Source organism: Hyphomicrobium sulfonivorans (assembly GCF_013306565.1).
In the GTDB taxonomy this organism is placed as follows: domain Bacteria; phylum Pseudomonadota; class Alphaproteobacteria; order Rhizobiales; family Hyphomicrobiaceae; genus Hyphomicrobium_A; species Hyphomicrobium_A sulfonivorans.
In genome coordinates this window covers 794112-816389 of sequence record NZ_PZPO01000001.1, presented here as the reverse complement: position 1 = coordinate 816389, position 22278 = coordinate 794112, and the positions used below count along the sequence as shown (strand labels likewise).

Sequence of the window (22278 nt, the reverse complement as noted above, 5' to 3'; positions counted from 1 at the left end):
ATGACGCCTGTTGGGCCATGACATCTGCCTGAGAATTAGGCGTGACTACTACGTCTCTGGCGGTGGAACTCGCGATATGCTAGTTGGCGCCCACCTATTGCAGCGCAAAAAGCCCAGATGAACCTTAGAAACATTGCGATTATCGCCCACGTTGACCACGGCAAGACGACGCTCGTGGATGAACTATTGAAGCAGTCCGGCTCTTTTCGTGAGGGCCAGCGCGTTTCCGAGCGCGCGATGGACTCAGGAGACATTGAGCGCGAACGCGGCATCACCATTCTCGCCAAGTGCACCTCCGTGATCTGGAAAGATACGCGGATAAACATCGTCGACACGCCAGGCCACGCCGATTTCGGCGGCGAGGTTGAGCGCATCATGAACATGGTCGACGGCGTTGTGGTGCTGGTGGACGCTTCCGAAGGCCCGCTGCCGCAGACCAAGTTCGTGGTCTCGAAGGCGCTGAAGCGCGGTCTGCGCCCTATCGTGGCCATCAACAAGATCGACCGCCCGGACGAGCGCCATCAGGACGTGCTGAACGAGGTGTTCGACCTGTTCGCCAACCTCGACGCCACCGACGAGCAGCTCGACTTCCCGGTGCTTTACGGCTCGGGCCGCAACGGTTGGATGGCGCTGGACCCTTCCGGTCCGCAGGAAAACATGGCGCCGATGTTCGACCTCGTGGTGTCGCATGTGCCGCCGCCGACGGTTGATACCGGTCCGGTGCGCGTACTGGCTACCACGCTGGACGCCGATCCGTTCCTTGGCCGAATTCTCACCGGCCGCATCACGTCGGGCGTGCTGAAGACCGGCATGCCGCTGAAGGCTCTGAACCACGAAGGCAAGCTGGTTGAGAACTTCCGCGTGCAGAAGGTGCTGGCCTTCCGCGGTCTGGAGCGCGTTCCCGTCGATCAGGCGGAAGCTGGCGAAATCGTCTCCATCGCCGGCATGACCGACGCGACTGTGGCCGACACGCTGTGCGATCCTTCGGTGCAGGAGCCGCTGCCCGCGCAGCCGGTCGATCCGCCGACGCTGTCGATGACCTTCCGCATCAATGACGGCCCGTTTGCCGGTCAGGAAGGCGACAAGGTGCAGAGCCGCGTCATCCATGATCGCCTGCGCAAGGAAGCTGAGACCAACATCGCCATCAAGGTCACGCAGTCGGACGATAAGGACTCGTTTGATGTTGCAGGCCGCGGTGAATTGCAGCTCGGCATTCTGATCGAGAACATGCGCCGCGAGGGCTTCGAACTCACCGTGTCGCGGCCTAAGGTCGTGATGAAGACCGATGAAGAGACCGGCGCACGTCTTGAGCCGATCGAGGAAGTCATCGTTGACGTCGATGAAGAGTTCACCGGCGTCGTGGTGCAGAAGCTGTCGGAGCGCAAGGGCGAGCTGCTGGAAATGCGCCCGTCCGGTGCTGGCCGTCAGCGCATGGTGTTCCTGGTGCCGACGCGCGGTCTGATCGGCTATCAGAACGAGCTGTTGTCCGATACGCGCGGCACGGCGGTGATGAACAAGCTGTTCCACAGCTATGCGCCGCATAAGGGCGACATTTCCGGACGCCGCACCGGCGTGCTGATCTCCAACGCGAACGGTGAAGCCGCTGCCTATGCGATCTTCAACCTGCAGGATCGTGGCCCGTTCCTCATCGGCGCCCAGACACGCGTTTACGAGGGCATGATCGTGGGTGAGCACACCCGCGACAACGACCTCGAAGTAAACGTGGTCAAGGGCAAGAAGCTCACCAACATGCGTGCGTCCGGCAAGGACGAGAACGTGTTGCTGACGCCGCCGATGAAGCTGCCGCTCGAGCGGGCGCTGAGCTACATCAACGACGACGAGCTGGTTGAGGTGACGCCGCAGAACATCCGTCTGCGCAAGCGCTGGCTTGATCCCAACGAGCGCAAGAAGATGGACCGCGCACGCGATAAGGACGTCGCCTGAGGTGCTTCCGGAAAAGTAGGAACCGGTTTTCCGATAAGAAGCACATTACAACAGACATCCAGGAGCCTTTCTGCGATTCAACGAAACGCTGAATGGCTCTGATCGGCCTGTTGCCATCGCTTCGGCGCAACGCTGTGCGCGCAAATCCGGGCTTTAGGCTCGTCGGGGCAGCGCAGCGCCGCAGTTTTGGGTAAGAATCACTGCGCCGGCCGTTTTCCAGCGGCCGGCGTTAGTGTTTTTAAAGGCGCTTAGGCAACCCGGCGCCAAGCCCCAACGCAGCGAGATGAAGTGACCAGCAACCCACTGACGCGCCCGAACGAGACGACCACACTGGCTCCGATCAATTGGCCGGCAGGTGTAACGCCCCCGCCGGAATTCTTGAACGCGCTGGAGTTCGTTCGCTCCGATACCGGGCACCTGTTCGTCACCGGGCGCGCGGGCACCGGCAAATCCACGCTGCTGCGGGCCCTGCGCGATCATCTGGTTGATGAGCACATCGTGCTGGCGCCAACGGGCCTTGCAGCGGTCAACGTCGGCGGCCAGACGATTCATTCGTTTTTCGGTTTTCCGCCTCGCCTCATTCGTTCCGATGACATCAAGCGCAGCCGCAACGGCCGCCTGATGCGCAAGCTGAAGGTCATCATCATCGATGAGGTGTCGATGGTGCGCTCCGATCTGATGTGGGCCATCGATATGTCGTTGCGCATCAACCGGTCCAAGCCACGCGAGCCGTTCGGCGGCGTTCGGCTGATATTGTTCGGCGATTTGCATCAGCTTCCGCCGGTGGTGCAGGGCGATGTCGCGCAGCACCTGCACAGCGAGTTCGGCGGGCCGTTTTTCTTTCAGGTGCCGTCGCTGAATGAAGGCGCTGGCATGAATGTGCTGGAACTGGATCAGGTGTTCCGCCAGAGCGATGAAACCTTCCTGACCGTGCTCAATCGCATTCGCGATGGTGAGGCAACCGAGGAAGACATGGCGGTGCTGAACGAGCGCGCGCATCCCATCCGCACGCTGGGCGAAGGCGACCCCTATGTGATCCTGACGCCAACCAACGCTGCGGCGCAGCGGATCAACATGGCCTATCTCAACGCCCTGCCGGCGGCCGAGAGCGTCTATGAGGCAGGCATCACGGGTGAATACAACGATTCATCCCACCCCACGGATGCCAACCTGCTGCTGAAGGAAGGTGCGAAGGTCATCCTGCTGCGCAACGATCCCGACAGGCGCTGGGTCAACGGCACGATCGCACGCGTCGCCAAGCTGGAAGACAAGCGCGTCTGGATTGAGCTGGACGGAAAGATCCACGAGGTAGAGCAGGTTGCGTGGGAAGCGCGCCGCTATGCCTATGACCAGGCGTCCGAAAAGATCGTCGAGAACGTCACCGGCACGTTCCGCCAGTTCCCGTTGCGGTTGGCGTGGGCCCTGACGATCCATAAATCCCAGGGCCTGACGCTGGATAAGGTCTACATCGACCTTGGGCGCGGAACCTTCGCGCATGGCCAGGCATATGTCGCCCTATCGCGCTGCCGGTCGCTGGAGGGGTTGGCGCTGGCCCGGCCGCTCCGCCCTTCTGACATCATGTTCGACGATTCCGCTATGGGGTACCGCGACAGATTTGCACGCCTATAGCCGGGAAATCCGCGTGCAGATGTATTTCGCAGTTGCGAGAAGGAGTTAGGCTGGACGGCCAATAACTGGCGATATTTCGCACCGCAGCAAGATTAATATTGCAGCGCACAATAACCTGAGGTAGTGTCTGTCTCGTCAGGCCCCCATTGGGGCATGCAGCTTATTTTGCCCCCGCATGAGCGCCGCGATGGTCGGTTGCTCCAACGAGATACGGAGTTTTCCAATGAACGATCAGTTCGCCCGGCAAGCCCAGGACATGCTGGCGGCTGCCAAGGATGCCCGCATTCCCGAGAACGTTAAGGTTTTCGCGGAAGAGAGCGTCGCCAAGAGCCGCGATGCCTATGCCAAGCTCAGCGCTGCCACCCAGGACAACGTCAAGGCAGTCGAAGAGATCGTCCAGACCGCGCAGGCCGGCGCCAAGACCTTCAGCGAGAAGGTGATGCAGGCTGCCGCTGTTAATGTTGAAGCTGCCTTCGATGCAGCTGAGGCTATCGCCCGCGCCAAGACGCTGCCGGAAATCGCCCGTCTTCAGGCTGACTATCTGAAGCAGCAGTTCGCCGCCGCTTCTTCGCAGACGAAAGAGTTTTTCGAGCTGTCGAACAAAATCAGCCGTCAGACGCTTGAGAGCATGAACGCCGCCGCCACGAAGAGCTTTGAGCAGATCCGCAAGGTCGGCTGAAGCTGGTTTTTCGCCAGGTTTTCGGTTGTGCGTCAGACATCGTATTAAGGCCGCGGGAACAACTCGCGGCCTTTTTTCGTGCCAGCCAGCCTCACTTTTGGCAAAACGCTCACCTAGCGTCGTGAATTGATGTAAGATCGCGTGGGTAAACAAAAAATAGTGCGTCATGTTGGGTGAGAGTTCACACTGTACCATCCGTCCCGGGATGCCCTCGGACGCGAAAGCCCTGAGCGAGGTGTTCAGCTCCAGCTGGAGCAATGCCTACCTCGGCATCATCCCCCATTTCCATCTCGACGGCATGATCCGTCGGCGTAATCCGGAGTGGTGGAGCGCAGCTATTCAGTCTGGAGCGCAGCTTCTGGTGTTGCAGGTCGCCAGCGTGATCGCGGGCTATGCGACGCTTGGGCCAGCCCGGGCCCGCAGCAATTTCGAAGGCGAAATTTTCGAGCTGTATCTGGCGCCGGAGTATCAGGGGCTGGGGTTTGGCGAGCGTCTGTTCGAAGCCTGTCGCCATGAGCTCGATATCGGCAGTCTGAACGGACTGATCGTCTGGGCGCTGGCTGACAATGCGGCCGCCACCGATTTTTACTGGCGTCGCGGCGGTCGGCCGGTCGGCAATGCGTTCGAGCGTTACGGACGGTCAAAGCTTAAAAAGATCGCTTTCGCCTGGGATTAGGCGCTGTCCCGCCTGCCTGCTCCGCTGGCTTTTATTCGCCGCTGGGCGATTTTTCCCGGCCTAGCGGCAATCCACCCGAGGGGCAAACGTCTACGCAGCCTTCCTCATCCGGGTTTGTGTTGCTATACCGCAGCGCATTCATAGCCGATTGAATGTCGAGGTTCCGATAATGAAAGTCGCCGTTATGGGCGTTGCGGGACGCATGGGCCAGGAGCTTGTGCGTGCAGCGCACGCGGCTGGATGCACCATCGTCGCCGGCTTGGAGCGTGAAGGCTCGCCGGCAATCGGTGCTGATGTCGGCACGCTTGCGGGTCTGGAGCCGCTGGGTGTGGCCGTTTCCTCCGACGCGCTGGAGGGCATTGCCCGTTGCGAGGGCATTCTCGATTTCACATCGCCAAAATCCAGCGCCGAATTTGCAGGTCTGGCCGCCAATGCCCGTGCGGTGCATGTGATCGGCACGACAGGCTTCACGGCTGAGGAAGAAGCGCAGATCGCAGCAGCGGCGCGCCATGCACCAATTATCAAGGCCGGCAACATGAGCCTTGGTGTAAATCTCCTGGTGGCGTTGACGCGACGCGTGGCCGAAGCGCTGGACGAGGACTTCGACATCGAAATCATTGAGATGCACCACCGTCATAAGGTCGACGCGCCTTCCGGCACCGCGCTGATGCTCGGTCAGGCAGCCGCGGATGGACGCAACGTCGATTTGCAGGAAACTGCGGTGAAGTCTCGTGATGGGCACACGGGTGCCCGCCGTCCGGGCGACATCGGTTTCGCCACTTTGCGTGGCGGCAGTGTAATCGGTGAGCACAAGGTTATATTCGCCGGCGCGGGCGAGCGTATCGAACTCGGTCATATCGCGACGGACCGTTCGATCTTCGCGCGCGGCGCCGTGAAGGCGCTGCAGTGGGGCCGCGGTAAATCGCCGGGTCTTTATTCCATGTCGGATGTGTTGGGGCTGTGATCGTGGAAGTCAGTGCTCCGGAAGCCGCCGCCGATCAACGCACGGGCATGCTGGTGCTGGTGCGCCATGGTGAGAGTGAGTGGAACCGGCGAAATCTGTTCACGGGCTGGTGCAACCCGGACCTGACGGAGAAGGGCCTGATTGAAGCCCTTGTGGCGGGCCGGTTGCTGCGCGCCGAGGGGCTGAAGTTCGACGTTTGCTACACTAGCCGATTGCGGCGTGCACAGCGCACACTGGATCTCATCCTTTCCGAAATGGGCGAGACCGATCTGCCGATCCATTTCGAGGAAGCCTTGAACGAGCGCCACTACGGCGACCTGTGCGGCTTGAACAAGGACGAAGCCAAAGAGCGCTGGGGCGAAGAGCAGGTGCGCATCTGGCGGCGGAGCTATGACATTCCTCCGCCCGGCGGCGAGAGCCTGAAAGACACTGAAGACCGGGTGATGCCATATTATCAGGATCACGTCTGGCCGGATCTGAAGTCCGGCAAATCGGTGCTGCTGGTCGCGCACGGTAACTCGTTGCGGGCGCTGATCATGAACCTAGAGAATCTCTCGGGCGAAGAGATCCTGCGCCGCGAGCTGGCGACAGCCGCGCCCATCGTTTACCGGCTTGGTGCCGATGGCGTGCCGCTGGAACGCAAGGATCTGCTGCCGACGCGCAGCATGGATGCCCATCCGGAAGACATTCTCTGAGGCGCGCCGATGGCACTGCAGGAAATAGCCGACGCCGTCGAGGACAGCGCTAAGAAGGGCCGTGATCGCTGGATCGCGGTTTACATCGGCGTGCTTGCCGTTCTGCTGGCCGTTGCCGGTGTTGGCTCAGGCAACGCGATGAAAGACGCGATGGCCCGCAATATCGAGGCGTCGAATACTTGGGCGTTCTTCCAGGCCAAGAATATCCGTCGCCATGAACTGCGTTTGCAGGTGGCCGAATTCGAAGCGATGCTTGCGGTGCAGCCGGATATGCCTGCCGCCGCCCGTTCGATGATTACAGAAAAGATCGCCACCTATCGCCAGGACGATCAGCACCTGACCAGCGATCCCGCTCGCGGTGAAGGCCTCGACGAGCTGTTCGTCAAGGGCAAGCAGCTTGAAGAGGAACGCGACGTCGCCATGCAGCGCGATCCGTTCTTCGACTACGGGCAGGCGCTGCTGCAGATTGCCATCGTACTGGCTTCGGTGGCGATCATTGCCGGCGGCAGCTCGCTTTTGGTCCTCAGCGGCGTCATTGCTGTGTTGGGCGCGGCCGCAACGCTCAATGGCTTCCTGCTGTTCTGGGTGCCTGCGTTCCTGTAACGCGCGGTCTCCAGTCCAAGCCCTTCGCCCTTGCCGCTTGGGGTGCAAGCGGATAGCACTACGCCACTTTTCTTCCCACCTCTCGCGGGGCTCAATCTCCCATGGCCACTTTCAATCTGCTGCTTCTTCCCGGTGACGGCATCGGCGTCGAGACGATGGTCGAAGTTGAACGCATCATCGACTTCTTCAATCGCTCCGGGCGCGCCACGTTCAACACCCAATCCGATCTCGTTGGCGGTGCTGCCTATGATGCCCACGGCGTGGCGATCACCGACGCCGCAATGGACAAAGCGCAGAAGGCCGACGCGGTAATTTTCGGCTCTGTTGGCGGGCCGACGTGGGCGGACGTGCCCTATGCGGTGCGTCCGGAGGCAGGCCTGCTGCGACTGCGCAAGGATCTGGGTCTGTTCGCCAACCTGCGCCCCGCGATCTGCTATCCGGCGCTGGCCGATGCTTCGTCGCTGAAGCGCGAGCTGGTCGAAGGCCTCGACATCATGATCGTGCGCGAGCTGACCGGCGGAGTTTACTTCTGCGAACCGAAGGAAATCGTCACGCTGGAGAACGGCGAGAAGCGCGCCACCGATACGCAGACCTACACGACCAGCGAGATCGAGCGCATCGCCAAGGCGGCTTTCGATCTGGCCCGCAAACGCGGCAACAAGGTGCATTCGGCCGAGAAGCACAACGTGATGCGCTCTGGCGTGCTGTGGAAGGAAGTGGTCACGGAGGTGCACCGTTCGTATGCGCCGGACGTGCAGCTTGAGCACATTCTGGCCGACAACTGCGCCATGCAACTTGTGCGTAACCCGAAGCAGTTCGACGTCATCGTGACCGACAACCTGTTCGGCGATGTGCTGTCGGATGAAGCGGCGATGGCTACCGGATCGCTCGGCATGCTTCCGTCGGCGTCGCTGGGTGCGGTTGATGCCGCCACCGGCAAGCGCAAGGCGCTGTATGAGCCGGTGCACGGCTCGGCGCCGGACATCGCGGGCAAGGGGCTTGCGAACCCGATCGCCACCATTGCCTCGTTCGGCATGGCGCTGCGTTACTCGTGCGACATGGGCGCGGAGGCCGATCTCGTCGATCAGGCCATTGCGGGCGTGCTGGCAGCGGGCTATCGCACCGGCGACATCATGCAGTCTGGCATGAAGCAGGTCGGCACGGCGGAAATGGGCGGCGCCATCCTGGATGAGCTGAAGAAGCTCGCGGGCTGATCTGCCGAGGTTGACGGCTTGGCCAAACAATATAGGCGGCGTGGTGCCCGTGCTCCGCGCCGCTTTTCTTTTGGCTTTGCGTGTTGCCGGACAGCAGAGCAAGACGGCCGATCAGCCGCGCGAAAGCCCTGCAACTACGCGGTTTAAGCGCGCTCCGACGGGAGTACCCCTTGCGCGCGAGGCCGTGCGCGCGTAAGTGACCCGCACACGCGGCATGTTCCGCGGGCTGCTTGAAAATCGGGTCAGAAAATGGGTTACAAGGTCGCCGTAGTTGGCGCCACGGGCAACGTGGGCCGCGAAATGATGAACGTACTCGCCGAGCGCGAGTTTCCGGCGGACGAAGTGTACGCCGTTGCCTCTCGCCGCTCGCTCGGCACCGAGGTATCGTTCGGCGATAGAACCCTGAAATGCCATGACATTGAGCAGTTCGATTTTTCGAAGGCCGATTTCTGTTTGATGTCAGCCGGCTCCACTGTTGCGAAGGAGTGGGGTCCCAGGATTGCGGCTACGGGCTGCATCGTCATCGATAACTCGTCGTACTGGCGTTACGATCAGGACGTGCCGCTGATCGTGCCCGAGGTGAACGCGGACGCGGTTGCCGGCTACACGAAGAAGAACATCATCGCCAATCCGAACTGCTCCACCGCTCAGCTCGTGGTGGCGCTGAAGCCGCTGCACGATGCAGCCACCATCAAGCGCGTTGTCGTTTCGACCTACCAGTCGGTTTCCGGCGCGGGCAAGGAGGCGATGGACGAGCTGTGGCAGCAGACCAAGGGCATGTATGTGCCGGGCGCTGAGGTCGAGGCCAAGAAGTTCACCAAGCAGATCGCCTTCAACTGCATTCCTCACATCGACGTCTTCATGGAAGACGGCTACACGAAAGAGGAATGGAAGATGCTGGCCGAGACGAAAAAGATTCTCGACCCGAAGATCAAGCTGACCGCCACCTGCGTGCGCGTGCCGGTTTTCGTCGGCCATTCCGAAGCCGTGACGATCGAGTTCGAAAAGCCGATCTCGGCTGAGGAAGCCCGCGCCATTCTGCGCGACGCACCGGGCATCATGGTTGTCGACAAGCGCGAGCCTGGCGGTTACGTGACGCCGGTTGAGGCGGCAGGTGAGTTTGCAACCTACGTGTCGCGCATCCGCGAGGACGCAACGGTCGAGAACGGCCTGCAGCTCTGGATCGTTTCGGACAATCTGCTGAAGGGCGCGGCACTCAACACGGTGCAGATCGCCGAAACGATCATCAATCGTCGTCTGCTGCCGAACGCGGCTTAAAGCTGGCTCCCGATCGCTGATCGATTGAGGACCGCAGAAAATTGAAAGCTCGCTTCCTGTTCGGAGGCGAGCTTTTTTGACGTCTGGTGTTCGTACGGCGCGACAGCAAATGACCTCAGGCTCTGAGCGCGAGTCTTTTTTGGCTGTTCCGTTTGCCTCGCAGGCCCGAGCGCACTGCGGCGTTGTAATGCGCGCTGGCGGCAGAGAGGGCTTGGCCGTTGCGCGGCTCAGCTTACTTCTTTGCGCGCCGCTTGGCTGGCGCAGGCTTGGCGGCTGCTACGGGCTGCTGCTCTTCTTCTTCGCCCGTCAGCGCGGCAACGATCTGGCTGAGATCCTGCAGGAAGCGATCACGCTGGGCTGCGGGCAGTACGGCCAGCAGTTTGTCGTCAGCGCGCTTGGCCAAGGGATCGGTGCCCTTGAGGGCCTTCCAACCGGCGTCGGTCAGCTTGACAGCGTATGCCCGCGCATCTTCGCGCGTGCGCCGGCGCTGTAACAGCCCCTTCTTGAGCATGCGCCGGACGATGTCAGCGAGCGTGGAACGATCAACGCCAGTCTTCTCGACGAGAAGGGTCTGGCTGACGCCTTCGTTCTGCGAGACCGCGACGAGCACAGCGTACTGACGTGGTGTCAGATCGCTTTCGCCGATCTCTTCCTGGAATATGTCGCTAGCGCATTGACCGGCGCGATGTAGCAAATGAATAGGAGATCGCTCCAGCCGTACCACTGCCATGTCGTGCCCCACCGAATTTTATGTGTTTGGCCAAAGCTGAGCACTTGTGAGGTGGCCCCCATTGGGCAGCCACTTCACCCCCCTCGCTCGCCTTTGCCTTTGAGGAATAGGTTGCGGTTCGAAAAGGAGAAAATACCAGAATGTCGCGCGCGTCCAGAGCAAAAGACGGGGCTAGGGCAAACATAAATCAAGAAATCATCAGGCAGCAGATAGTCATCATGCAGAATATCGGTTGGCGGCCACACTAGTTCGATGGTGCCTCATGTGCCTTCAACAGGCCCAGTTGCGCGACTGCGAAGATCATTGTTAGCGGCATAATTGCGAACACTTTGAAGCTGACCCATGTGTCCGTGGAAACAGTGCGCCAGACAATTTCGTTGAGCAGGGCGAGGCATGTGAAGAAACACGCCCAGCGAAAGGTCAGCTTGCGCCAGCCTTCTTCGGTGAGGCGAAATACCTCGCCAAATACGATCTTGAGCAAGGAGTGACCGGCAAGCAGGCCGCCGAACAACGCGGCCGCGAACAGGCCATTCACGATCGTCGGCTTCAGTTTGATGAAGTGATCGTCTTGCAGCCAGACGGTCAGACCGCCGAAAACCAGAATGAACGCACCTGAGATAAGTGGCATCGGCGGGATGCGTCCGAACAGAACGCGGGATGCAATCAGCGAGATGATAGTGGCGCCCATGAAGAGGCCCGTGCCCCAGTAAATACCTGCGCGGGCATTTACGAGGAAGAACACGGCCAACGGGCCGACCTCGACGATCAGCTTCAAAAGCTGTCCGCGCAGATCAGGCGTCGGTTCGCCGGCCTCTGTCTTGGATGCTGCTTCGTCGGCCATGCCACCACCACTCCCAGAATGCATTCGCTCGCCAATCAAGCGGCAGATTTATAGTTGCGCAATTGTACGCCGGATCATCACGTATTGCTCAGCACGATCAATTGCCGCTCGCGGCACGTTTGACGGCATTGCTTGACGGTTCAGCCGGTGCGGAAGCACCAACATGATCGTCGGGCAGCCGGAAGCGTTGCATCACGCGCGTCAGATACCAGGCATAAAGCCCGGACAGCGGCATGATGATCGCCACCTTGAAGGCGATCCAGATGCCAACGCCGTCCATCTGCAGCCCGAGAAAATTGTAAATTTGGTGATCATGGAACGACAGCCGCACGGCTTCGTTGGCGAGCGCGGTGAACACAAAGAACCAGGCGAAGCTCCAGGTGAAGCGGTTCCAGCCTTCCTCTGTGTAGTGGAATGTCTTCTCGAACACGTATTTGAAGAAATTCCGGTTGAGCCACAACCCGCCGAACAGGAACACCGCAAACATCAGGTTGAAGATCGTCACCTTGATCTGCACCCACATGGCATCGCCGGTGATGATGGTCAGCGCGCCAAACACCATCGTTACCGATGAGGCAATCAGGGGAAAGATCGGCAGGCGGCGCAGCACGATCAGCATCGCCGCGATGGCGACGACGGTGGAGATGATCAGCGCCCACGTGCCGGCAGTGATGCCGTACATCGCGTTGACGACAAACATCAGGACCAGCGGGCCGAACTCGCTGAGGATGTTCACCGTCTGCTCGGCGTTGAAAGGCATCAGTCGCTTAAGCGCGCTCATGTAGCCAGCGTCATCCTTGTTGCTTGAGATAATGGTGCGCCCAATTCCAGGCCAGTTATCTAGGTTGTGAGACCCGGCGAAGCCAGTGCTCCAGCCCAGGGTTTAATCGTTTCCTGCAATCGCCCGGGCGAATTCACCGGCATCGAAGGGTTGGAGATCGTTAACACCCTCGCCCACACCGATGGCGTGGACCGGCAGCGCATGCTTGGCGGAGATTGCGACCAGAATGCCGCCGCGCGCGGTTCCGTCCAGCTTGGTCATGATAAGGCCTGTCACTCCTGCCCGTTGCCGGAAAACGTCCACCTGCGACATGGCGTTTTGTCCCGTAGTGGCGTCCAGCACGAGCAGAACATCGTGCGGCGCGCTATCGTCGAGCTTGCGGACGACGCGAACGACTTTGGACAATTCGTCCATAAGTCCTTCCTTGTTCTGGAGGCGGCCGGCGGTGTCGACCAGCAGAACGTCGACGCCCTCCTGCTTGGCCCGGGCCAACGCGTCATAAACAAGCCCGGCGGCATCGGCGCCGACCGCGCCGGATATCACCGTAGTGCCTGTGCGTTCGCCCCAGACTTTGAGCTGGTCGATTGCTGCGGCGCGGAATGTGTCGGCTGCAGCCAGCATCACGGATTTGCCCTCAGCGCGGAACTTCGATGACAGCTTGCCGATGGTGGTGGTCTTGCCGGTGCCGTTCACGCCCACCATCAGCACCACATGCGGCTTATGCGTGGCATCGATCACCAGCGGCTTTGCAACCGGCGTCAGAACCCGCGCAACTTCAGCCTGGAGCACGGATCGGACATCGTCAGCGCTGATGCCCTTTTCATAGCGGCCCTTGCGCAGGGTCTCGATGATGTTCTCAGCGGTGCCGACGCCGAGATCGGCCTCGATCAGCACGTCTTCCAGCTCTTCAAGCGTCGCCGCTTCCAGCTTCTTGCGCGTGAAGATGCCGGTGATGCCGTCGGAAAGCTTGGCCGAGGTTTTGCCCAGGCCCTGCTTCAGGCGCGAGAACCAACCGCCCTTCGCAGGGGCTTCGTCGATCTCGGCCTGCGGTTCGGATGATGAGACGGCAGGCTGAACAGGCTCCGCAGCTATCGGAGCGTCGACCGCGGATGCAGGAGCCGCAATTTCGCTAGCTGCCGTTTCTTCCAACGGCGCAGCGACCTGCTCAGCGCTCGGCGGCGTGCTGCTGCTGGGCGGCGGCTGCTCATGGGCCGCGTCCGTTTCCTGCTGGCGTGCGCTGTCTTCTGCCGCGTCCTCAGACGCAGCAGGCTCGTCGGAGCGCTTGCCCCACAGCCGACCAAATACGCCGCGTGTCTTGCCGCTCACGCCATCACCTCGCCGGAAAGCCTTTGTCCATCGTTGCCGGTAACCCGGGCACGCACCAGCGTGCCGGCATCCAGCGTTGGCGGCGTGCGCATCTCTGCGAACTGGCGCGTGCGCCCGATGCCGCCATTTTCAACCAACAGTTCCACTTCCCTGCCCGCCTGACTATCGAGGAATTGCGACAGTGCTGCGCTGCCCTTGCGGCGCAGCCTTGCGGCGCGATCCTTCACCTCAGCGCGCGCTACCTGGGGCATACGCGCCGCCGGGGTGCCATTGCGCGGCGAGAAGGGGAACACGTGCAGGTACGTTAGTCCGCAGTCGTCCACCACGCTCAGCGAGTTGGCGAACATGTCCTCGGTTTCGGTGGGAAAGCCCGCAATCAGATCAGCACCGAAAACGGTTTCGGGCCGCAGGCGGCGCACCTCAGAGCAAAATTTCACGGCGTCGGCGCGCGAATGACGGCGCTTCATGCGCTTCAGGATCATGTCGTCGCCCGCCTGCATGGAAAGGTGCAGGTGCGGCATCAACCGTTCTTCTTCGGCGATGGCGCGTACCAGCTGCTCGTCGGCTTCGACCTGATCGATCGAGGACAGCCGCAGGCGATCGAGCTCCGGCACCAGCTTCAGGATCTGGCGCACCAGCGCGCCGAGCGTGGGTTTGCCGGGAAGGTCGGCGCCGTAGGATGTGATGTCCACCCCGGTCAGCACAACTTCGCGGCAACCGCCGTCCACCAGCCTGCGGATGCGGGGCACAATCTCACCCGCCGCGACAGAGCGCGAAGGCCCACGCCCGAAAGGAATGATGCAGAACGTGCAGCGATGATCGCAGCCGTTCTGCACCTGTACATAGGAGCGGGTGCGGGTGCCGAAGCCGTCGATCAGATGGCCTGCGGTTTCCCGCACGCTCATGATGTCGTCCACCTGCACGCGTTCGGTGGTGCCGGTTGAAAAGCCGGCGAATGTTTCCGGCTTCAGCTTTTCGGCATTGCCGATGACATGATCGACTTCGTCCAGTTCGGCGAAGCGTTCCGGTTCCACCTGCGCGGCGCAGCCGGTGACGATGATGCGCGCCTGCGGGTGTTCGCGGCGCAGCCGGCGGATGGTCTGCCGTGCCTGACGCACAGCCTCGCCCGTCACCGCGCATGTGTTGACGATGATCGCGTTGTCCAGATCAGCAGCGACGGCGTTGCGGCGCATGATCTCTGACTCGTACGCGTTGAGCCGACAGCCGAGCGTTATGATCAGGGGTTCGGCCATTACCTGGTCAGCAAGCCTCGAAAAACGGATAACGCGCGGGGCGGGGAAAGCCGATCCGCGCGTTCACAGCTTGGCGCCAACGGGATGTCCGGCCGGTTAATCGAAAATCGGTCATAACGGACAACTTTGACGTTCGCTAGGCGGGATTTCGCGACAGGGTATCTGCCGCCAATGTGCCAGCAAACTCCTGTTCTGCGGGCCCACTCATGAGAATGTGATCGTTGGGCGCCCATTCGATAACCAGCGTGCCGCCGGGCAGCTCGACGTCGACGCGCCGGTCGGTCAGATCCTTTCGCGCCGCACAGATGGCAGCGGCACATGCGGCGGTGCCGCAAGCGCGGGTGAGGCCGGCGCCCCGCTCCCAGGTGCGCAGCTTCAGGCTGTTGCGCGACGTGATCTGCGCCAGCGAGATGTTGGCCCGCTCCGGAAAGATCGGATGGTTTTCCAGCAGCGGCCCGAAGCGGCCGAGATCGTGGGCGTCAACGTCATCAACCCAGAAAATCGCATGCGGATTGCCGACATTCACAACCGACGGCGTGTGCAGCACGGGCTCGTCCACTGGGCCGATCTGCAATTCGATGCCGGTGGTGTCGTGGAATGGCTCCGCAAGCGGGATGTCTTCCCAGCCGAAACGGGGCTTGCCCATGTCGATGGTGATGTTGTCGGCGTCAGCAACCTTCGCCTTCAGCAGCCCGGCACGGGTTTCGACCGTGACCTCCGGGCGCCCAAGCTCCTCCGCCGCGACGAGCGCGATGCAGCGGGTGGCATTGCCACAGGCGCTGACTTCCGAGCCATCGGCGTTGAAGATGCGCATGAAGACATCGGCGGTCTTCGACGGCTCCATCACGATCACTTGATCGCAACCCAGCTCGCCTTTGCGATCGCCTAAGGTCTGCGCCTGCGTTTGGCCAATGGTGATCGGCCGTGCCCGAGCATCGAGCACGACGAAATCATTTCCAAGACCGTTCATTTTCCGAAAAGGGATGCTGGTAGCGTCCGTCATGAGCGCATATATGGCCCGCAGGGACATTAAACACAATCGAGCGGAGAGAAGCCCGATGATGCAGAAGACCCTACGCCGACTAGCCCTTGGATCCGCAATGCTGATAGGGGCCGGCGCTCCGGTCGTCTGGGCTGCTCAAACCGATGCGCCTGCTCCAGCAAAATCGAGCAATATCAAGGTTTCGGCGTTCGCTTCAGGTCTGGAGAACCCCTGGGGCATGCAATTCCTGCCCGATGGCCGCCTGCTGGTGACGGAGCGCCCGGGCCGCCTGCGGTATATTGCCAAGGATGGTCGTCTGTCGGCGCCGATCGCCGGAGTGCCGGATGTGGCCGCCGTTAATCAGGGCGGTTTGCTGGATGTGCTGCTGGCCCCGGACTTCGAGAAGACCGGCACGATCTATCTCTCCTATGGCGAGCCGCGTGAGGACGGCACCAATTCCACCGCCGTTGCCCGCGCCAGGCTGGTGGCCGATGGCGACACGGGCCGCCTTGAAGATCTCAAGGTCATCTTCCGCCAGGAGCCCTCGGCCGATAGCGGTCACCATTTCGGCTCCCGCCTCGTCTGGGGCAAGGACGGCACGCTCTTTATAACTACGGGTGACCGCAACAAGCTGCGCCCCGAAGCTCAGAACCCCGCCAACACGGTGGGCAAGATCGTGCGCATCAATGCTGATGGCTCTATTCCCGCCGACAACCCGAAGCTGCCGGGATGGGCGCCGGAAGTCTGGTCCATCGGCCATCGCAGCGTGCAGGGCGCTGCCATTCGCCCGGAGAACGGCAAGCTCTATACGCTGGAACACGGTCCGCGCGGCGGCGATGAGCTGAACCATCCGGAAGCCGGCAAGAATTATGGCTGGCCGATCATCACCTACGGCAAGGAATATATTGGCGGCAGCATCGGCGAAGGCACGGCCAAGGAAGGGCTGGAGCAGCCTATCTATTATTGGGTGCCGTCGATCGCGGTCTCCAACCTGGCTTTCTATGACGGCGACCTGTTCCCGGAGTGGAAGGGCAATGCGCTGGTGGGCGGTCTGGCCGGCACACGCGTGGAGCGCCTGGTGCTGAACGGCGATGATGTGGTTGCGGCCGAGGTGCTGCTGGAGGATCAGGGCAAGCGTATCCGCGATGTGCGGCAGGGGCCGGATGGTGCAATCTGGCTGCTGGCGGATGACACCGGCGAGGTGCTGCGCGTAACGCCGGCGGAATCAGCGCCAAAACCGGAATAATCCCAGCCGGAGTAATCCGGCTCAACCGGTCCGGCGGCACATGCCGAACGCATATTGCACGTAACGATATTTGGAACGCGCATGGAAAAGGTGGCGAAGCAGGCGATCACGGCCGCTTTAGTGTGGTGGGCGGTTGTGATTGTCGCCCACTTCGGCATGGAGAGCTTTGGTTACGAGTGGGGCCCCCGGCACGGGGCTTCGTTCTGGGTGTTGTTCCTGTTGCCGCCGCTGATCCTTCCCCTGATGCTAGCCAGGTGGCAGGGCGCGAACGATAAGGACGGTGATCAGCCTAACCCTTGGCTAAGCATCAGCAAAATCACCGTCGCCCTGGCTGGGTTGGGATTGTTTGGCGGGTTGGTTTTTGACGCTGTCATCCGATATCAGCATCAGATGCAGCAGAAGGCCGAGTTTCGCGCTGAAACCATTGAATGCATGCGAAACAAGCAGCAGTTGTTGGATGGTCTGGCCAACTCTGACGCCAATGTATCGCGCTCGAACAATTCTGATTGGTGGAAGCTGAAGCTCTGCCAGCGCCTGGGAATTGTGACCAATGATGAAATCCGTAAAGCACAAGCTAGGCGCGGCAACCAATAGGCTGATTGCGTTGTTATCTGGCAGAGGGAGCGCGCCTCCGTTCAGTTCTGCGAGTGACCAGCCCATGCAACCTAGCCAATCTCAAGAGCCTTCTGCCCAAACCCAAACAACGCCTGCTGCTGGCCCCCGTCTTGGCAATGTGCCCGGAATGTCCCGCGCCAGCCGCAGGCTGCTGCAACTTTCCTTCGTCACGCCAAGGCCCTGCCGATGCTGTGGCGGCTGTATCTGTCTGACGCGGGCGGAGCGCAAAAGTTTACGCCGGGTAACCAAGATCGCGCGGCAATGGCGCAAGCAGGTCCGCCGTCAGGTGCGGGAGGAGGCCCGCAGACGCGCCGAAGCTCGCGATCTGGGTGGAGACGTCGGCTCCCCGCCAAATCCTTAAGTTCCGGGCAACAGTTGACATCCGCCCCCCGCTGGAGGCATTGTCCGCCCAAATTCCGATGGCCCTGATTTCAGAGCCGCCGCCCTGTCCGTTCGTCACGCCATCTTAGCTGGCATGGATGGATTGAGTCAGGGGGGTCAACATCCGCCAGCGCGTTGCGCCCGCGGATGCGATTTTCGTTTGCCGCATCCGGGTTTCGGTCCGCTGCGGCGTGGGTGAAGGACGCACATGTTCCAATCGCTGTCAGATCGCCTGTCAGGCATTCTCGACAAGCTGACGCGCCGTGGCGCGCTCACCGAGAGCGACGTCAACGAAGCGATGCGCGAAGTGCGTCGCGCGCTGCTTGAGGCGGATGTCGCGCTGGATGTGGTGCGCGACTTCATCGAGAAGGTGAAGGCGAAGGCGATCGGGCAGGAGGTACTGCGCTCCGTAACGCCCGGCCAGATGGTCATCAAGATCGTCAACGACGAGCTGGTCGCCATGCTCGGTTCGGACACTTCGACGATCGATCTCAACGCCACGCCGCCGGTCGCCATCATGATGGTGGGCCTGCAGGGCTCCGGTAAAACCACCACCACTGCCAAGATCGCCCGCCGCCTTACCGAGCGCGACCGCAAAAAAGTGCTGATGGCCTCGCTCGACGTGCGCCGTCCCGCTGCGCAGGAACAGCTGCGCGTGCTGGGCGAGCAGACGGGTGTGGCGACGCTGCCCATCGTGGCCGGTCAGAACCCGCAGCAGATCGCCCGTCGCGCGCTCGAAGCGGCGAAGCTCGGTGGCTACGATGTCGTCATCCTCGACACCGCCGGCCGCATCCACATCGACGAAGAACTGATGCAGGAATCGGTGGAGGTGCGGGATATCGCGCATCCGCACGAGACGCTGCTGGTCGCCGACAGCCTCACCGGTCAGGACGCCGTCAACGTCGCCAAGTCGTTCGACGATCGCATCGGCATCACCGGCATCGTGCTGACCAGAGCCGATGGCGATGCGCGTGGCGGTGCAGCGCTTTCGATGCGCGCCGTCACCGGCAAGCCCATCAAGCTGCTGGGTGTTGGCGAGCGCTGGGATCAGCTCGAAGACTTCCACCCCGATCGCGTTGCTTCGCGCATTCTCGGCATGGGCGACGTCGTCAGCCTGGTTGAGAAAGCCGCGCAGACCATCGACGCCGAGAAGGCGACGAAGATCGCCGAGAAGATGAAGAAGGGCATCTTCGATCTCGACGACATGGCCGAGCAGATCAAGCAGATGCAACGCATCGGCGGCATGTCCGGTGTGCTCGGCATGATGCCCGGCATGGGCAAGATCAAGTCGCAGGTAGCCGAAGCCAATCTCGACGATTCCATCCTCAAGCGGCAGCACGCGATCATCACTTCGATGACGCCGAAGGAGCGCCGCAACCCGAAGCTGCTGGATGCCAAGCGCAAGCGCCGCATCGCTGCCGGTTCCGGCACCAAGGTCGAGGACGTCAACAAGCTCGTGAAGATGCACCGCCAGATGGCGGACATGATGAAATCGCTGGGCCGCAACAAGGGCATGCTGAACCGTCTTGTCGGCGGTGGACGCGGCGCCGGTCCGAGCGAAGACGAAATGGCCGCGATGCAGCAGGAGCTGTCGCAGCTTGATCCGAAGGCTTTCGATCAGCTCCCCGCCGAACTCAAGGATGCCTTGCCGGGCGGAGTTGCCGGCTCTGGCAAAAGTCTTCCCGGTCTCGCCGGTGGCATGCCCAAGCTCCCCGGCCTGGGCGGTGGCCTGCCCGGCCTCGGTGGCGGGATGCCCAGGTTCCCCGGTCTTCCGGGAAAAAAGAAGAAGTAGCACTCAACTGAATTTCACAATCGCAATCACACCAACACAACACCTGAAGGAAGAATACCAATGGCAGTGAAGATCCGTCTCGCCCGCGGCGGCGCCAAGAAGCGTCCCTACTATTACATCGTCGTAGCCCAGGCGACCGCGCCGCGCGACGGCCGCTACATCGAGCAGGTCGGCACCTTCAATCCGATGCTCAAGAAGGACGACGAAAACCGCGTGAAGCTCGACCTGGACCGTTGCAAGCACTGGCTTGCTTCCGGTGCACAGCCGACCGACCGCGTCGCTCGCTTCCTCGACACCGCTGGCCTGATGAAGCGTACGCCGTCGAACAACCCGAACAAGGCGAAGCCGGGCAAGAAGCGTCTGGAGCGCGAAGCTGCCGAAGCTGAGAAGGCCGCCAAGGCCGCTGAAGCTGCAGCCGCCGCTGCTGCTGCGGCGGCTGAGCCCGCCGCCGAGTAATCTGCGGCAACGCTGTTACACGGGAACACGCAATGCGCGCACCGTAACGCAGTGTTCAATCTTTGCGTGTCATTGATCCTCTCGGAAGGCGGCGCACGTCGCGCTGCCGTCTGAGGGGGAATGACATGCTTGAAGACGGCCTTTACGGCCTGCGTTTCGTCGCTACCGATGGCGACGAGCCCGGCGCATCCGGCGGTCTCGCCGTTCTGCGCTCCGGCACCGTGCTTGGCTCCGATCCGCTGGGCGCGGTTTTCACCGGCACCTACGAATATGACGACGGCCGCGAACTCAACCGCGTGCGGTTGCGTCTCGATGTGCCGCCCGATGGCGTGCTGGTGAACGGCTACGCCGCCGGTCCGCACGGCGCCACGCTGCATATCGCCGGGGCGTTCCCGCGCGCATCGGTGGATTCAGCGGCCTATCTGCAGGTCGCCGGCTCGCCCATCAGCGTTGAAATCAGGTATCTTGGCCCCCTGCCGAACTAGAGCCGCTCCGTCTCGGATGCATGACAACCGGCCGGCTCTGGCTCGTTTGTCTCATCGTGACTGTGATCGGAAAGCGGGTCTGCGCTTCCGAAGCAGCACCCCAGCGGAACGGCGTCCCACACCATGACCGAGCAAGCCCCGCGCGTCCTCCTTGGCCGCATCGTTGCAGCCCACGGCATCCGGGGCGAGGTGGTCATCGAAACTTTCACCGCCAACCCGGAAGACATCGCCGCTTACGGGCCGCTGCAGTCGTCCGATGGCGCGCGCACGTTCGAGCTGAAGGTGGTGCGCCGCTCGCCGAAGGGCGGCGTGGTTGCGCGCGTGGCCGGTGTGGCGGATCGCAATGGCGCCGAGGCGCTGCGCAAGACCGAGCTATACGCTCTGCGCTCCGATCTGCCCGAGGCAGAAGAGGGCGAATATTACTACACCGATCTGATTGGCCTGCGAGTTGACGACGCGAATGGCGCGGCGCTGGGCAAAGTTGTCAGCGTGCAGAATTACGGCGCCGGCGACCTGCTTGAGATCCGGCTTGATGGCGTTGCGATAACGGAGCTGGTGCCGTTCACCGACACGTTCGTGCCGACCGTTGATGTCGCTGGCGGCCGCGTTGTGGTTGAGCTGCCGGTTGCAAGCGTCGATGACGCGGAAGATGCCGCGCTGCGCCAGGCCGCGGAAGAAGCGGGCGACGGCGACGAGGGTAACGAAAACAGCGAGAGCGACGCAAAATAGCATGATCTCCGCGGCCGATTTTATCGTCGATTCTTGGCCGTTCAGGGCACCCGGCACAATTGTCGCCGGAGGCAACCGCATACGCGAAAGGCGCTACTGTGGACATTCCGCGCATCTACAATATCTCTGAGGCGGCACACCGGATTCACAATCCGCTGACGCCAGAAAAGCTCGCCACTCTAGGGGCGGCGTTGCGCATGCCAGAGAACGCCCGTTTGCTAGACCTTGGCAGTGGCTCGGGGGAAATGCTCTGCACCTGGGCGCGCGATCATCGCATCAGCGGCATTGGCATCGACATGAGCCGCGTGTTTGCCGCGCAAGCCAAACACCGCGCTGAAGAACTTGGCGTCGAAGATCGCGTTGCATTCATCCACGGTGATGCCGCCGGTTATGTCGCCGATGCAAAGGTGGATGTTGCGTGCTGTGTCGGCGCCACCTGGATTGGCGGCGGCATTGAGGGCACGATGGCGCTGTTGTCGCGCAGTTTGCGTCCCGGCGGAATCATCCTCATCGGCGAGCCATACTGGCTGCGGTTGCCGCCGACAGATGATGTTGCGACGGGATGCCGGGCAAACGCGATTGCTGACTTTATGCTGCTTCCCGATCTGCTAGCCGCGTTCGGAAACCTCGGTTACGACGTCGTCGAAATGGTTCTTGCCGATCAGGATAGCTGGGATCGCTATGAGGCAGTCAAGTGGCTGACGATGCGCCGCTGGCTGGAAGAGAACCCTAGCGACGATTTCGTGCCAGAGGTTCGCGCTGAGCTAACCTCTGCGCCCGAGCGCTACGCCAGATACGCGCGCGAATATCTGGGTTGGGGCGTCTTCGCCCTTATGGCGCGGTGATGCGTTGCTGATGGCCGCGTTGTGGTTGAGCTGCCGGTTGCAAGCGTCGCTGACGCAGAAGATGCCGCGCTGCGCCAGGCCGCGGAAGAAGCGGGCGACGGCGACGAACCGGAAGATGATGATCCGCGCACGCA

The 22278-nt window shown here is 61.7% G+C and carries 22 protein-coding genes; 16 read left to right on the top strand and 6 right to left on the bottom strand.

Annotated elements, in window-relative coordinates; all coding sequences use genetic code 11:
- Window positions 1-117: 117 nt before the first annotated feature.
- The 9 genes from typA (at window position 118) to C6Y62_RS03755 (ending at window position 9682) form a co-directional block, all read left to right on the top strand.
- Window positions 118-1944, top strand: coding sequence for a translational GTPase TypA (typA, locus tag C6Y62_RS03795; protein WP_068462951.1), 1827 nt, complete (start codon window positions 118-120; stop codon window positions 1942-1944).
- 288 nt (window positions 1945-2232) lie between these two features.
- Window positions 2233-3573, top strand: coding sequence for an ATP-dependent DNA helicase (locus tag C6Y62_RS03790; protein WP_338074305.1), 1341 nt, complete (start codon window positions 2233-2235; stop codon window positions 3571-3573).
- 223 nt (window positions 3574-3796) lie between these two features.
- A complete protein-coding gene (locus tag C6Y62_RS03785) occupies window positions 3797-4252 on the top strand; it encodes a phasin family protein (RefSeq protein ID WP_068462950.1) in 456 nt (151 codons plus the stop codon).
- Window positions 4253-4487: 235 nt separating this feature from the next.
- Window positions 4488-4928, top strand: coding sequence for a GNAT family N-acetyltransferase (locus tag C6Y62_RS03780; RefSeq protein ID WP_338074469.1), 441 nt, complete (start codon window positions 4488-4490; stop codon window positions 4926-4928).
- Between the two features lie 169 nt (window positions 4929-5097).
- Window positions 5098-5892 (top strand): 4-hydroxy-tetrahydrodipicolinate reductase, encoded by a 795-nt coding sequence (gene dapB, locus C6Y62_RS03775; protein ID WP_068462948.1) that lies wholly within the window; start codon window positions 5098-5100, stop codon window positions 5890-5892.
- Window positions 5893-5939: 47 nt separating this feature from the next.
- Window positions 5940-6587: a 2,3-bisphosphoglycerate-dependent phosphoglycerate mutase gene (locus tag C6Y62_RS03770; protein WP_173953072.1), complete on the top strand. Its 648-nt coding sequence runs from the start codon at window positions 5940-5942 to the stop codon at window positions 6585-6587.
- Window positions 6588-6596: 9 nt separating this feature from the next.
- The gene (locus C6Y62_RS03765) at window positions 6597-7190 is read left to right on the top strand and encodes a DUF4337 domain-containing protein (RefSeq protein WP_173952826.1); all 594 of its coding nucleotides are present in this window, start codon (window positions 6597-6599) and stop codon (window positions 7188-7190) included.
- Window positions 7191-7291: 101 nt separating this feature from the next.
- Window positions 7292-8404 (top strand): 3-isopropylmalate dehydrogenase, encoded by a 1113-nt coding sequence (gene leuB, locus C6Y62_RS03760; RefSeq protein WP_173952825.1) that lies wholly within the window; start codon window positions 7292-7294, stop codon window positions 8402-8404.
- A 249-nt stretch (window positions 8405-8653) separates the two neighbouring features.
- Complete coding sequence (locus C6Y62_RS03755; RefSeq protein WP_173952824.1) at window positions 8654-9682, top strand: aspartate-semialdehyde dehydrogenase; 1029 nt, start codon at window positions 8654-8656, stop codon at window positions 9680-9682.
- 232 nt (window positions 9683-9914) lie between these two features.
- On the opposite strand, the gene C6Y62_RS03750 is transcribed toward C6Y62_RS03755, so the two are convergent.
- The 6 genes from C6Y62_RS03750 to dapF form a co-directional block, all read right to left on the bottom strand.
- Window positions 9915-10412, bottom strand: a complete 498-nt coding sequence (locus C6Y62_RS03750) for a MarR family winged helix-turn-helix transcriptional regulator (protein WP_173952823.1) — start codon at window positions 10410-10412, stop codon at window positions 9915-9917.
- A 244-nt stretch (window positions 10413-10656) separates the two neighbouring features.
- Window positions 10657-11253 (bottom strand): septation protein A, encoded by a 597-nt coding sequence (locus C6Y62_RS03745; protein ID WP_173952822.1) that lies wholly within the window; start codon window positions 11251-11253, stop codon window positions 10657-10659.
- A gap of 97 nt (window positions 11254-11350) precedes the next feature.
- On the bottom strand, window positions 11351-12034 hold the full coding sequence (locus C6Y62_RS03740) for an inner membrane-spanning protein YciB (protein WP_173952821.1): 684 nt from the start codon (window positions 12032-12034) through the stop codon (window positions 11351-11353).
- A 102-nt stretch (window positions 12035-12136) separates the two neighbouring features.
- Complete coding sequence (gene ftsY / locus C6Y62_RS03735; RefSeq protein WP_173952820.1) at window positions 12137-13360, bottom strand: signal recognition particle-docking protein FtsY; 1224 nt, start codon at window positions 13358-13360, stop codon at window positions 12137-12139.
- On the bottom strand, window positions 13357-14613 hold the full coding sequence (gene mtaB, locus C6Y62_RS03730) for a tRNA (N(6)-L-threonylcarbamoyladenosine(37)-C(2))-methylthiotransferase MtaB (protein WP_173952819.1): 1257 nt from the start codon (window positions 14611-14613) through the stop codon (window positions 13357-13359). Before mtaB ends, ftsY begins: the two co-directional genes overlap by 4 nt.
- 136 nt (window positions 14614-14749) lie before the next feature.
- Window positions 14750-15583, bottom strand: coding sequence for a diaminopimelate epimerase (gene dapF, locus C6Y62_RS03725; RefSeq protein ID WP_246274269.1), 834 nt, complete (start codon window positions 15581-15583; stop codon window positions 14750-14752).
- A 130-nt stretch (window positions 15584-15713) separates the two neighbouring features.
- Here dapF and C6Y62_RS03720 point away from each other — a divergent pair, with 130 nt between their 5' ends.
- From C6Y62_RS03720 to C6Y62_RS03690, 7 genes are all read left to right on the top strand, one after another.
- Window positions 15714-16841, top strand: a complete 1128-nt coding sequence (locus C6Y62_RS03720; protein ID WP_246274267.1) for a PQQ-dependent sugar dehydrogenase — start codon at window positions 15714-15716, stop codon at window positions 16839-16841.
- A gap of 81 nt (window positions 16842-16922) precedes the next feature.
- Window positions 16923-17435, top strand: a complete 513-nt coding sequence (locus C6Y62_RS03715; protein WP_173952816.1) for a hypothetical protein — start codon at window positions 16923-16925, stop codon at window positions 17433-17435.
- Between the two features lie 610 nt (window positions 17436-18045).
- Window positions 18046-19629: a signal recognition particle protein gene (ffh, locus tag C6Y62_RS03710; protein ID WP_173952815.1), complete on the top strand. Its 1584-nt coding sequence runs from the start codon at window positions 18046-18048 to the stop codon at window positions 19627-19629.
- Window positions 19630-19689: 60 nt separating this feature from the next.
- A complete protein-coding gene (gene rpsP / locus C6Y62_RS03705; RefSeq protein WP_068462919.1) occupies window positions 19690-20085 on the top strand; it encodes a 30S ribosomal protein S16 in 396 nt (131 codons plus the stop codon).
- 125 nt (window positions 20086-20210) lie between these two features.
- Window positions 20211-20570, top strand: a complete 360-nt coding sequence (locus C6Y62_RS03700) for a hypothetical protein (RefSeq protein ID WP_068462917.1) — start codon at window positions 20211-20213, stop codon at window positions 20568-20570.
- 123 nt (window positions 20571-20693) lie between these two features.
- A complete protein-coding gene (gene rimM, locus C6Y62_RS03695; protein WP_173952814.1) occupies window positions 20694-21299 on the top strand; it encodes a ribosome maturation factor RimM in 606 nt (201 codons plus the stop codon).
- A 98-nt stretch (window positions 21300-21397) separates the two neighbouring features.
- Window positions 21398-22144, top strand: a complete 747-nt coding sequence (locus C6Y62_RS03690; RefSeq protein WP_173952813.1) for a methyltransferase domain-containing protein — start codon at window positions 21398-21400, stop codon at window positions 22142-22144.
- Window positions 22145-22278: the final 134 nt, after the last annotated feature.

Bases quoted from the DNA above. Each gene is read 5' to 3' on its own strand.
- dapF (WP_246274269.1), bottom strand. From the start codon at position 15,583: ATGAACGGTCTTGGAAATGATTTCGTCGTGCTCGATGCTCGGGCACGG.
- dapB (WP_068462948.1), top strand. From the start codon at position 5,098: ATGAAAGTCGCCGTTATGGGCGTTGCGGGACGCATGGGCCAGGAGCTT.
- C6Y62_RS03755 (WP_173952824.1), top strand. From the start codon at position 8,654: ATGGGTTACAAGGTCGCCGTAGTTGGCGCCACGGGCAACGTGGGCCGC.
- mtaB (WP_173952819.1), bottom strand. From the start codon at position 14,613: ATGGCCGAACCCCTGATCATAACGCTCGGCTGTCGGCTCAACGCGTAC.
- rpsP (WP_068462919.1), top strand. From the start codon at position 19,690: ATGGCAGTGAAGATCCGTCTCGCCCGCGGCGGCGCCAAGAAGCGTCCC.
- ffh (WP_173952815.1), top strand. From the start codon at position 18,046: ATGTTCCAATCGCTGTCAGATCGCCTGTCAGGCATTCTCGACAAGCTG.
- typA (WP_068462951.1), top strand. From the start codon at position 118: ATGAACCTTAGAAACATTGCGATTATCGCCCACGTTGACCACGGCAAG.
- C6Y62_RS03745 (WP_173952822.1), bottom strand. From the start codon at position 11,253: ATGGCCGACGAAGCAGCATCCAAGACAGAGGCCGGCGAACCGACGCCT.
- leuB (WP_173952825.1), top strand. From the start codon at position 7,292: ATGGCCACTTTCAATCTGCTGCTTCTTCCCGGTGACGGCATCGGCGTC.
- C6Y62_RS03720 (WP_246274267.1), top strand. From the start codon at position 15,714: ATGCTGATAGGGGCCGGCGCTCCGGTCGTCTGGGCTGCTCAAACCGAT.
- C6Y62_RS03740 (WP_173952821.1), bottom strand. From the start codon at position 12,034: ATGAGCGCGCTTAAGCGACTGATGCCTTTCAACGCCGAGCAGACGGTG.
- C6Y62_RS03765 (WP_173952826.1), top strand. From the start codon at position 6,597: ATGGCACTGCAGGAAATAGCCGACGCCGTCGAGGACAGCGCTAAGAAG.
- C6Y62_RS03715 (WP_173952816.1), top strand. From the start codon at position 16,923: ATGGAAAAGGTGGCGAAGCAGGCGATCACGGCCGCTTTAGTGTGGTGG.
- C6Y62_RS03785 (WP_068462950.1), top strand. From the start codon at position 3,797: ATGAACGATCAGTTCGCCCGGCAAGCCCAGGACATGCTGGCGGCTGCC.
- rimM (WP_173952814.1), top strand. From the start codon at position 20,694: ATGACCGAGCAAGCCCCGCGCGTCCTCCTTGGCCGCATCGTTGCAGCC.
- C6Y62_RS03700 (WP_068462917.1), top strand. From the start codon at position 20,211: ATGCTTGAAGACGGCCTTTACGGCCTGCGTTTCGTCGCTACCGATGGC.
- C6Y62_RS03750 (WP_173952823.1), bottom strand. From the start codon at position 10,412: ATGGCAGTGGTACGGCTGGAGCGATCTCCTATTCATTTGCTACATCGC.
- C6Y62_RS03770 (WP_173953072.1), top strand. From the start codon at position 5,940: ATGCTGGTGCTGGTGCGCCATGGTGAGAGTGAGTGGAACCGGCGAAAT.